At 33.4% G+C, this 11995-nt stretch carries 8 protein-coding genes; all 8 read left to right on the plus strand.

The genetic code is table 11. The annotated features are described in order from the left end of the window. Positions 1-92: 92 nt before the first annotated feature. Positions 93-1163, plus strand: coding sequence for a uroporphyrinogen decarboxylase family protein (locus tag ACZ5N4_RS07730; RefSeq protein WP_464208680.1), 1071 nt, complete (start codon positions 93-95; stop codon positions 1161-1163). Positions 1164-1264: 101 nt separating this feature from the next. Beyond that, the gene (locus ACZ5N4_RS07735; protein WP_464208682.1) at positions 1265-1921 is read left to right on the plus strand and encodes a corrinoid protein; all 657 of its coding nucleotides are present in this window, start codon (positions 1265-1267) and stop codon (positions 1919-1921) included. Between the two features lie 15 nt (positions 1922-1936). Next, the gene (locus ACZ5N4_RS07740; RefSeq protein WP_464208684.1) at positions 1937-2968 is read left to right on the plus strand and encodes a methylcobamide:CoM methyltransferase MtbA; all 1032 of its coding nucleotides are present in this window, start codon (positions 1937-1939) and stop codon (positions 2966-2968) included. Continuing rightward, positions 2961-4754: an ASKHA domain-containing protein gene (locus tag ACZ5N4_RS07745; RefSeq protein WP_464208686.1), complete on the plus strand. Its 1794-nt coding sequence runs from the start codon at positions 2961-2963 to the stop codon at positions 4752-4754. The genes ACZ5N4_RS07740 and ACZ5N4_RS07745 overlap by 8 nt, the downstream gene beginning before the upstream one ends. A gap of 342 nt (positions 4755-5096) precedes the next feature. Further along, a complete protein-coding gene (locus tag ACZ5N4_RS07750) occupies positions 5097-5720 on the plus strand; it encodes a TetR/AcrR family transcriptional regulator (protein WP_464208688.1) in 624 nt (207 codons plus the stop codon). A gap of 14 nt (positions 5721-5734) precedes the next feature. Further along, positions 5735-6265, plus strand: a complete 531-nt coding sequence (locus tag ACZ5N4_RS07755) for a GNAT family N-acetyltransferase (RefSeq protein ID WP_464208690.1) — start codon at positions 5735-5737, stop codon at positions 6263-6265. A gap of 338 nt (positions 6266-6603) precedes the next feature. Further along, positions 6604-10524 carry an alpha-amylase family glycosyl hydrolase gene (locus tag ACZ5N4_RS07760; RefSeq protein WP_464208692.1) on the plus strand — a complete coding sequence of 1307 codons (3921 nt, stop codon included), beginning with the start codon at positions 6604-6606 and terminating at the stop codon, positions 10522-10524. 42 nt (positions 10525-10566) lie between these two features. Continuing rightward, on the plus strand, positions 10567-11934 hold the full coding sequence (locus tag ACZ5N4_RS07765; RefSeq protein WP_464208694.1) for a cell wall-binding repeat-containing protein: 1368 nt from the start codon (positions 10567-10569) through the stop codon (positions 11932-11934). Positions 11935-11995: the final 61 nt, after the last annotated feature.

The following is an 11995-nucleotide window of genomic DNA, read 5'->3' on the forward strand; positions in this document are numbered from 1 at the left end:
GCCGAAATATATCTATAGTTCTTTGTGTAAGTCAATTTTCTAGTTTAAGATACTATAATACAAAAATTAATTTAGAGTAGGGAGGACACTATATGCACAAGTATGATCAAATGACCCCAAATGAAAGATTAGCCGAATTTATGACAGGAAAACCTATGGACAGAATTTTAGCTATGCCAGTTGTTTGCTCCATGTCTGGACTAGCACTAGGAATGACTCACAAGGAAAAAAGAAGCAGCGCTTTGAATGAAGCGAGGGCACAGATTGCTTGCTATGAAAGATTTGGCAATGATTTAACTATTGTTGAATATGGATTACATGGTATAGGTGCAGCACTAGGAAGTCAAATGAGCGACCCAGAGGACTCAGTACCAGCGATTATGAAATATGCTTTAGATGATTTGAATAATGTTGATCAACTAGATATGTCAAAACTAGAACTAAAAAATGATAAAGCATTCCAGCTACATCTGGAAGCTGCAGGTATCATAATGGATAAGATAGGGAATGAGGTTCCAACTGGAGTTTTAATATCTGGACCTTTTACTGCTGCTGCAAGTATCTATAAAACAGAAAACTTACTCAGAGCAACTAGAAAAAATCCAGAAAAGTTACATCAACTAATTAAATTCTGCAATGATACATTAAAAATGATTTGCAGGGAGTTTATAAAAGCAGGTGTTCTTATCTTATTATGTGATCCTATTGCATCAGGAACAATTCTTAATAAAAAGCAATATCAAGAGTTCGTTCTACCATATACAATAGAGTTGATGAAAGATATTCATGATGCAAAGGGTATGGTTTGTTATCACATTTGTGGAGACACCACAGCAATTGTAGGGGACATGGTAAAGTCAGGTTGCGATATGATGAGCATTGATAATAGGGTAGACTTGGCATATACAAAAGAAGTAGTAGGAGATAAAGTTCCTATTCTTGGTAATGTAGATCCAGTAGAGGTGCTGATTTTAGGAAATACCAATGATGTAGATTTAGCAGTAAAAAATTGTATACAAAAGGCTTATGATAGTCCTTGTGGATATATTCTGGCATCAGGATGTGATCTTTCAGGAGCTGTTCCTCTAGAAAATATTGATCAATTTATGGCTTCTGCTAGAAAATATGGAAAGTGGCCATTAGATCCAAAAAATTTTCTTTAGAATATAAGCATAATTCTTGGTTTTAGGTGGATTTTTAAATTCTATCTGAAGCTTGGACAACGGATAAATCTATTAAGTAGTAAAAAATGGGGGGAAAAACAATGGCAGTATCAAAAGAAGAATTATTAAAAAAACTATCTGATGGTGTAGTGGAAATGGAAGAAGATGATGTAATTGAAGCAGCTAATGAATACGTAGAAGCAGGATATCCAATACTTGATGGTATTATGGAAGGTCTTGTAGATGGTATGAACCGTGCAAGTCAATTATATGAAGATGAAGAATACTTTGTTACAGATATATTATTATGTTCAGATGCAATGTATGAAGGTTTAGCAATTTTAAGGCCTCATCTTCCTTCAGATGAAGTAGAAAGAGAAAAACCAAAGGGAGTAATCGGGGTTGTAGAAGGAGATACCCATGATATAGGAAAAAATCTAGTAAAAATCATGTTAGAGACAGCTGGATTTGAAATGATTGATTTGGGTAGAGATGTTCCACTTCAAAATTTTGTAGATAAGGCTAAGGAAGTTAATGCTGCATTTGTATGCATGTCAACATTGATGACAACAACAATGGGTGGAATGAAGACTGTTGTAGAATTATTAAAAGAAGCTGGCATAAGGGAAAATGTTAAGGTTGTTATAGGAGGAGGTCCAATTTCAAAGAAATTCTCTGATATAATTGGCGCAGATGGATATTCTCCTAATGCAACTGAGGCAGTTAAATTAGTAAAAAGATTACTTAATGTAGCGTAGAAAGAGGTGAGGACTATGTTATTGCCAAAGGAACGATTAAATAAGGTTTTCAGCGGAGAAAAAGTTGATAGACCACCATGTATTTGTCCTGGTGGCATGATGAATATGGTCACAACAGAACTAATAGAAAAGGTTGGAATACAATTTCCACAAGCTCATACGAATGCTCAAATGATGGCTGATTTAGCAACAGCAGTATATAAAGAAGGTTGCTTTGAGAATTACGGGGTTCCTTTTTGTATGACTATTGAGGCAGAAAACTTTGGCGCAAAAGTTGACATGGGAACAGAGATGTATGAGCCTCATGTTGTAGAATATGCAATTGATTCTGTTAAGGAATGGAAGAAAATTTCCGAAATTAATTATGAAGAAGGAAGAGCAAAAGTAGTGATTGATGCAATTAAATTGTTGAAATCAAAGGGCAGCGATGTTCCTATTATAGGTAATTTAACTGGACCTATCAGTACAGCAAGTTCTATAATGGAGCCTTCTACCTTCTATAAAGAATTAAGAAAAAACAATAAAGAGGCACATGAGTTTGTCAATTTTGTTACAGATCAGCTAATCGCATTTGCAAAAAAACAAATTGAAGCAGGAGCAGATATAATTGCTATTTCTGATCCTAGCGGCACAGGTGAAATCTTAGGACCAAAGCTATTTGAAGAATTTGCGGTTAAATACATTAATAAAATTATTGATAGTGTACAAAAAGAAAATATAGGCACAATTGTGCATATATGTGGACAAATGAAAAAGGTATATTCAGAGGTAGATAAAATAAAAAGTGACGTTCTAAGTTTTGATTCTATAGTTAATATGAGTGATGCAAGAAAAAATTTAGGAGATAGATTACTAATGGGTAATGTAAGTACTTATACAATTGAATTTGGAGAACCAAAGAAAATTGCTGAACTAACTCAAAAGTGTGTAAAAGACGGGGCAAATATTATATCTCCAGCTTGTGGACTTGGAATGAAGTCTCCTCTAGAAAATATAAAATCAATGGTGGAATATTTATCAAAAGGAGATTCAGTTACTAATGCCTAAGATTTCTATTAAGCCCCAGAATAAGATATTTGAATATATACCTGATAAAAATTTATTACAACTTTTATTAGAAAATCAGATTTTTGTTGATAATCCTTGCAGCGGGAAAGGGTCTTGTGGAAAGTGCAAGATTAGACTACTAGAAGGAAATCTACCTGATATCTCAGAAACAGAAGAGAAACTTTTAAAGAAGGAAGAAATTGATTCAGGCATAAGACTATCCTGTCTTGTAGTGCCACAAGAAGATATTGCAATTGAAATTTTACAAAAAGAAAGAAAGCATGAAATACTTACGACGGGATATATGCCTGATTTCGAGTTTAATCCTTTAATTCATAAAGAGATTTTCAAAATAGAAAAACCTACATTAGAAAATCAAAGTTCCTTTGAGGATTCTATATGCAATACATTTGATGTTGAAGAATTTGATTGGAGATTGCTGCAGCAGCATGAATTTATAACTGGAAAAGTTACAGGAGTTTTTAATGGCAGGGAGCTAATTGGAATTGAGCCTGGTGATACTACTGACCTACTTTACGGAGTTGCAGTTGATATCGGAACTACAACAGTTGTAACGGCGTTGATTGACATGAAGACTGGTAAAGAATTGGCTACAGCTTCAATGATTAATGCTCAAAAAAACTTTGGATTGGATGTTTTAACTAGAATCACTTATGAAGTAGAGCATCCAGAGGATTCTAAAGAAAAGCTGCAATATGCAATTGTTAACTCTATCAATGAGATGATTCAAAATATATGCAATAAATCAAAAGTTGATAGAAGAAATATTTATGAGATTTCCATTGCGGCAAACTGTACAATGATGCATTTCCTTTTAGGAATTGATGCAACATCTATCGGAATGTCTCCGTATGCACCGACATTTGTAAAGGCAAAAAATATACTGGCAAGGGATATTGGTTTAAAGGCAGCACCAGGTGCTAGATTGTACTGTCTGCCATCAGTTTCAGCCTATATAGGTGCAGATATTATAGCAGGTGCATATGTCTGCCAGTTACATAAGGCTAAAGAAAATGTTCTATTCATAGACATTGGAACTAACGGAGAAATTGTTTTATCCAATCATGGAAAGTTGCTATCCTGTTCCTGTGCAGCGGGTCCAGCCTTAGAAGGGATGAACATTAGCTCAGGCATGAGGGCAGCAGAAGGCGCAATTGAAGATGTAAAAATTACTGAAAGCGGAATTGAGCTTAAGGTTATAGGAGACCAAAAGCCAATAGGAATATGCGGAAGTGGAATATTAGCTGCTGTGAAAGAGTTGATTCGCACAGGTCTTGTAAAAAAGGATGGAGCATTCATAAAAAAAGAAAAGCTAGAGGAATCAGATTACCGCTATGATATGATTCAATTAGATGGAAAGAAACGTGAGTTTATTTTAAATAGAGCACCAGAACAACTATTAATTACACAAGCTGATATTCGACAAGTACAATTAGCAAAAGGAGCTATTCTTTCAGGTTTTTATGCCTTACTGAAAAAAGCAAACATTGATATGAATCAACTTGATAAAGTTGTTATAGCAGGGCAATTTGGAGCTCATTTGCCTGCTGACAGTTTAGTAGGAATAGGTATTTTACCAGAAGAAATTAAGGATAGGTTAGTATATGTAGGTAATTCTTCTAAAACAGGAGCATATATGGCTCTTATGTCTGCTGAGGTAAAGCAGCAAATTGAAGAATTAGCTCATCAAATAGATTATATGGAACTAGGGGCATCTGACGGCTATGAAAGGCTTTTTGCTCAGTGTCTAATATTTCCGAATTAAAGAATTATTATAGCAGTGAAATAGTATTTCCTTATAAAATAGCCTTATATTAAAGACTTTAGAAGATTTTAATTGAAAATTAAAGTGTGCTTTATATTCCCTCAGACTAGTATGGTTTGAGGGATTTTTTTACTTGAAGATTTTTATATAGTCCTTACAAGATACATTTATTTAAAAAACTTGAAAACGACATTAGTGTCGTTTATAATAAGTGTAAGGAAATACACTCTAGAGTGTAAGTCAATTTTCGGTCTAGTATCCCTATGGCTTATGTTTTGTAAATAAATTAATTCTCCAAAACATATTTCATTAAGATGTGGACACAGGAGGTGTAAGCAGGATATGTCACCAAAAGTAAGTGATGAGTATAAAAAGAAGAAAAAAAATGAATTACTCCAAGCTGCAAGAGATGTGTTTACCCGAAAAGGATATGCACATGCAACGATGCAAGACATTATAGATGAGGCTGGAGTGTCTAGAGGAGCTCTATATTCCTATTTTAGCAATATTGAGCATGCATTTAGAGAAGTTCTTCAAGCTGAAGATCAGGAAGATATAAACTATTTTGAACAAGATGATCAAACTTATTTTTGGGAGCAGCTGACAAATTGGATTGAAGTACAACAAAAAAACATTGAAGCTATCAATAAATCTCTTTTGCTCTGTAAGGCGGAGTTTTTTATAATAACGCACTATGAGAAAAATAAAGAGAGCAATCCTTATATAACAGAAAGATATGATAGGCTAATTATCTCAATAAAAAGATTCATTGAAAAAGGAACTGAAAAAAGAGAATTTCATCCATGCTTTCCGCCAGATAATATTGCTTTATATCTTATTTCATTTATAGATGGATTAATGTTGGATACATTTAATCTGGGCATAGAGAGAACAAAGGTAAATGAGCAACTTAAGATTTTACTTTTTACATTAAAACAAATGCTTTGTCCAATTATAGAAAGGTAAAGGAGTGTATTTTTATGTTATTTGATTCTGATAGAATTTCTTTTAAAAAAATGACTCCAGAGGATGTAGATATTTACCATATATGGAGAAATGATATGGAGGTTATGAAATCGACCTCTCCTTTTTTAGATGTTTATGATCTTGAAGAAACTAGAGAATTTGTTACTAAAATTATTTTGGGTTCTCATTTATCTAAAAGTTACATCATAGTAGAAAAGAAATCAGATACACCAATAGGAATTACCTCATTGATCAATATAGATTACAAGAATAGAAATGCAGAATGCATTATTGATATTGGTGATAAGGACTTTTGGGGGAAAGGATACGGAACAGAAGCATTGAGATTACTTCTTGATTATGCTTTTCTTGAGTTGAATCTTCATAGAGTATCATTGAGGGTTTTTTCTTTCAACGATAAGGCTATTAAACTATATGAAAAGATAGGATTTAAAAAGGAAGGGGAATCTCGTGAAAGTATCTTTCGAGATGGAAAATGGCATCATATTATTCATATGGGAATCCTACAAAGTGAATACCGATAATAAGTCAAGCATCCAGGTTGGATATTATTGGGTTATAAGCTTATTAATATATTGTTCTGCATGGAGGCTTCAACCTCTTAAGAATTTAATTCATGAATTCTTAAGAGGTTTTTGTTTTAATAAAATGCAGTTTATAAAAGAAATAAGTAAGTGAAGAGCTAAATGAAGGATACGAAAATATGTCAGAGAAAGAAAGTATAATTCAAAAGATAAAGCATTAATATGAAAATAAAAATAAATAGAAAAATTTAAAAAATTTAGAAGGAAAATTGTGCATAGTATAGAATATATTATATGCAAACGGTTTCTTGATAAAAATTTTTTAAGGGGGAGATGCAATGAAAAAGTGCAACAAGGGTTTAAGTTTATTTGTGATTTTTGTATTCATAATGACCTTAATGCCTGTATTTAACACAAAGGTTAAAGCTAACAACGTAGCGACATCAGACACAATGGTTACACTAGTAGGGGATTTCATCAAAGCTAATAATTTAGGTGATGATTGGCAACCTATGAATAAAGCTACATTAATGAAAGAATATTTAAATGGTATTTATGAATTAACTGTGGATTTTAAAACTATAGGAGATTATAATTACAAAGTTGCTTTGAATGGAACTTTAGATGTGTCCTATGGAGACAATGGAAATAATAAGAAAATTTCTGTAACAACTCCAGGAAAAGTAACTTTTAGATTTGATTCGAAGAATGGAAAGGTTTTTGATTCAGTAAATGATGCAGCTCAATTTAAAGAATATGCTACATTGATTGGTGGATTAGATACAGCAGCGGAGGGAGGTAAAAGTTGGGATCCTTCAAAGGAGAAAATAGATGAGATTCTTGGATTCACAGCAGTTGAAAAACCAGTTGCAAGTCCAGTTATAAATGCTAATGGTACTGTGACTTTCTCTTATAAAAACGCAGATGCAAAAGCAGTTTATTTAGTTGGTAACATTACAAATGGTGAAACTAATAAAATACTTATGACTAAAGATAAAAATGGAGTATGGTCTACTACTAAGAGAGTAGGTGACAATGCGCAAACGTTAGCATACAAATTTTTAGTAGATGGAAATTATATTACAGATCCATCTAATGATAAAAAAGATGCAGATGGAAGCTCAATTTACGATTTTCCACAGTATACAGGTAGAAAAATAGTACTAGCTGGTTCTATACAAACAGTTGCTGGAGAAGCTGCTTGGACTCCAAGCTCAGACAAAACTACATTTACTTATAGCGGAAATGGAAACTATACCTTTACATTAAAGGCTGTGCCAACAGGAAGTTATGAATATAAAATAGCTATGGGGAGTTGGACAGAAAACTATGGAAAAGGTGGAGTAGCAGGAGGAGCTAATATTCCTTTAGTTGTAGGTGACTCTGAAAATATAACCTTTTGGTACAATGATGATAGTCATAATGCTTTAGATTCTACATCTTATAAAATGCTGGATGTTAAGCTTTCAGGTACAGGTATTGCTGAAACAGTAATGAAAGATGAAACTCTAGCAGGTATATACAGTGCAAAAGTAACTTTAACTAAGGGTGAGTATAAAGACTTAGTTGTTACAATAGGCGACAAAAAATTACCTGTAGGTGATATAAATATAACAGACAATAGCAAAATAGTAACTATAAGCTATGATTTCCAATCAGATTCAGTATTTAATGATTCATCTAACAAGGTTATTAATTTAAGTGAAATTTACTTTAATTCAAGAGATGAACAATACAAATCACTTTTTGGTGCTGCACCACAAGGCTCTGAAATTACCTTTAATTTAAAAGCTGCAAAAGATGATATTACATCAGCTAAACTTCTAATTACAGGTAAAGATGGTTCAAAGAAATCATTACCTATGGATAAAAATGGAGCCTTTGATGATGCTCATGATAGATGGACAGTTAAATATACCCCAGATACAATAGGTTTATATAAATACTATTTCGTAGTATCCAATGGTTCAGATGTAAAGGCTTACGGAGATGATGATGGATATTTTGGACCAGGAATAACTGGTACTCTTGGATCAGTTAAAACTTATGATTTGAATGTATATAAAGCTGACTTTAAAACGCCAGATTGGATGAAAAATGGAGTAATATATCAAATATTCCCTGATAGATTCTTTAATGGAGATCCATCCAATGATAAAGCTCAATTGACATCAAGAGGGCCAGCTGATTATGAATTCTATAAAAACTGGTATGCTATACCTGAAAATCCAAACTTTGAGTATTTAAAAGATGCAAATGGAAAAACAAAATATAATGAAGATGGTACACCAGTTGTAGACCCTAAGTATATAGCTGATGGTGGAACTGTAGGCGATGAATATAAGCATCACATATGGTGTAATGAAATGTACGATGGAGACTTAAAAGGAATACAAGCTAAGCTGGATTACTTAAAAGCATTAGGTGTAACAGTACTTTATATGAATCCAATCGATGCTTCAATATCAAATCACAGATATGATACTTCAGATTATAGAAAAGTAGATCCTCTACTTGGAAATATGGATGATTTTATAGCTCTTGCTAAAGCAGCTAAGGATAGAGGAATGTATGTTGTACTAGATGGTGTGTTTAATCACGTATCAGATGACTCTGTATACTTTGATAGATATGGAAAATATTTTAAAGCAGGTAGTCCAATAGGTGCATACCAATATTGGTCAAGAGTTTATGATACTATGAACGCTAGTCAAGGTATGTCACAAGCTGATGCTGAGGCTAAAGTTACTAAAGATTTAGCAGCTCAAGGTATTACAGATTTACATTATAAAGATTGGTTTGTAGTAAAAAACAGTAAGACTGATAAGGACAAGGATGGTAATGCAGTAACACCTTATTATCAGTATGAAGGTTGGTACGGATATGATTCAATGCCTGTAAATCAAGAACCAAATGGTTCAGAATATAACCTTAAGTCTTGGGCTGATGAAATAATAGATGGAAAAGATGCAAACTCAAGATTGTGGTTAAAAAATGGATCAAATGGTTGGAGACTTGACGTAGCTAATGAAGTTTCAGATGAAACTTGGAGACATTTTAGAGACACTGTTAAGGGTGAAGGTAAAGACAATGTGATAATAGGAGAAATCTGGTCAGATGCATCAAAATATATCTTAGGAGATATGTATGATTCAGTAATGAACTACAGATTTAGAAATGCTGTTTTAGATTATGTTACAGGGACTATCAGTGCAGAAGATTCATTTAATGCACTTGAGGCTATGAGAGAACAGTATCCCAAAGAAGCTTTCCAAGCAATGTTTAATCTTGTAGCTTCTCATGATACTGAAAGAGTTATGTCTCACTTAGATGGAATAATAAAGGACTCAACTGACCAAGTTATAGCTAAGCCAGCTACAGACAAGGCTAAAGGATTATCAAAACTTGTACCATTATTCCAAATGACATACCCAGGTGCACCAGACATATACTATGGTGATGAAATGGGAATGGTAGGAGCAAAAGATCCAGACAATAGAAGAGGAGCTAATTGGGGGAAAGGTGATAAAGAATTAGTTGAGTGGTATTCAAAACTTGCTAATTTAAGACACAGTAATGAAGTTTTAAGCACTGGAGATATTCAGGCTACTGGAGTAGCAAATTCTAAAGACATTATGTCATTCTCAAGAAACAACTCTAAAGATCATGCGGTAGTTGTTATAAATAGAGGAGATGCTGTAAACAGTTTAGAAGTAGAGGTTAAGGGAGCTGTAGCAGATGGTACAGTACTTACAGATGCTATAGGTGGAAAAGAATATACAGTTTCAAGTGGAAAAGTAACTTTAGATGTTCCAGCAAAATTAGGAGCAGTACTTTTAACTAACTATAAAGCTCCAACTGTAGATAAAAATGCGCTTAAGGATGCATTTGATCCTGCTTATATTGTACCAGATAAAACTGATATTCCAGATGTACCAGCTACTTCAGATTTTACTATAGAGAATGCAACTGCTGCAGATCATTTCACATTAGGACAAGATGCAAAAGTAACATTAAAAGTTACTAATACTTCTGCCGCTACTAAGAGTGCTGCCCTAATTGTAGGATTGTTTGATGTAAATAACCGCATGGTAACTTATGGAGCGTCACAACAAGCTATTGATTCTAAAAAGTATGTAAAACTTCAAGTATCACTTGCTATACCTAATACAGGGAAATATACTGTGAAGTACTTCCTTTGGGATGGTTTAGATACTATGAATCCACTAACACAAATGGGAGTTATACCAGTTAAATAAAATTTAAATCGTCAATATACAAAAAGGAGTGAGATAAGAAGTATGAAAATAAAAAAGTTAGCCCTATTATGCGCCTTTTTAGCTGTTGTAAGTGGAAACAGCATAGTATCAGCAAGCGAAAGTACAGCTCCTCAAAGTGAGAGATTAAGTGGAATGAATAGATATGAAACAGCAGCTAATGTTTCAAAGTCTGGATGGAAGAATGGTTCAGATTATGCTGTCATTGCTAATGGAGAAGAATTTGCAGATGCATTATGCTCAATACCACTAGCTAAAAAGTATAGTGCACCAGTACTTTTAACAGAAAGTAGTAACTTGTCAGAGGCTACAAAACAAGAGCTTGAAAGATTAAAAGCTAAGCATATAATAGTAGTTGGTGGAGATGCGGTAGTTTCACCTCAAGTCATAGATACTATTTCCAATTCTTTAAGTAATAAGCTAGATGTAAAAAGAATATATGGAAAAGATAGATTTGAAACTTCTACTAAGGTTGCAGAGGAGCTTGGGAGCGTAAATTCAGTTTTTGTTACTTATGGATACAATTATGCAGATGCATTGTCTGCTTCTTCAGTAGCTGCAATAAAAGGAATGCCAATACTCTTAACAGATAGGAATGTTTTACCGGATAGTATTGAAAAATATATTTCAGATAAGAAAATATCTAATTCATATATAGTTGGTCTTCAAGGGGTTGTAGGCAAAAATGTAGAAGACAAGTTAAATAAGATAAAGGGCAATTCCTCTACAAGACTTGGAGGAAAGGATAGATACGAAACTAATGTTAATGTATTAAAACAGTTTTCTAAAGATATTAAATTTGACAATGTCTTTATAGCTTTAGGAGAAGGTCCTACAGGTAAGGAGTTTGCAGATGCACTTTCAGGATCAGCTTTAGCAGCTCAAAAAGAAGCGCCAATGGTATTAACCTATACTACAATGCCTCAAATAACAGAAGATTTTCTTAAGGAAAATGTTATTAAGAGTACTGCAATTACTGTAATTGGTGGAAGTTCAGTAGTACCAGACTCTATTCAGGAAAAAATAAAAGGTTATGTAAAGAATAAATTAGATTCACAGCAACCTTCAAAGCCTGCTACTGGAAATAGTGGTGGCGACAGAAGCGGTGGTAGCAGTTCTTCAGGAAATACTACTAATAAGTTTGGAACTAATCCATTAGTTCAAGTTAACAATAGAACTGTAACAATAACTTATACAGCCAACAATGATAAGGTAGGGGATGTTACCATAACAGTATATTCCAAGGGAACAAACAGCTATAAATATATAGATCAATCAGTTTTAACTGGTGGTAGCTGTAAGTTTAAAACTACACTAGATAATGATATATATCAAGGTGAGTTAAATGTAAATGGAACTAAGATACAATTACCTGAATTTACTGTTGAATAAAAACTTATGGAAATATTAATGCAAAGACTGTATGTGAAAGTACAGTCTTTGTTAATAGAAC

This window comes from Clostridium nitrophenolicum (genome assembly GCF_055391695.1).

Bases quoted from the DNA above. Each gene is read 5' to 3' on its own strand.
- ACZ5N4_RS07730 (WP_464208680.1), top strand. From the start codon at position 93: ATGCACAAGTATGATCAAATGACCCCAAATGAAAGATTAGCCGAATTT.
- ACZ5N4_RS07735 (WP_464208682.1), top strand. From the start codon at position 1,265: ATGGCAGTATCAAAAGAAGAATTATTAAAAAAACTATCTGATGGTGTA.
- ACZ5N4_RS07740 (WP_464208684.1), top strand. From the start codon at position 1,937: ATGTTATTGCCAAAGGAACGATTAAATAAGGTTTTCAGCGGAGAAAAA.
- ACZ5N4_RS07745 (WP_464208686.1), top strand. From the start codon at position 2,961: ATGCCTAAGATTTCTATTAAGCCCCAGAATAAGATATTTGAATATATA.
- ACZ5N4_RS07750 (WP_464208688.1), top strand. From the start codon at position 5,097: ATGTCACCAAAAGTAAGTGATGAGTATAAAAAGAAGAAAAAAAATGAA.
- ACZ5N4_RS07755 (WP_464208690.1), top strand. From the start codon at position 5,735: ATGTTATTTGATTCTGATAGAATTTCTTTTAAAAAAATGACTCCAGAG.
- ACZ5N4_RS07760 (WP_464208692.1), top strand. From the start codon at position 6,604: ATGAAAAAGTGCAACAAGGGTTTAAGTTTATTTGTGATTTTTGTATTC.
- ACZ5N4_RS07765 (WP_464208694.1), top strand. From the start codon at position 10,567: ATGAAAATAAAAAAGTTAGCCCTATTATGCGCCTTTTTAGCTGTTGTA.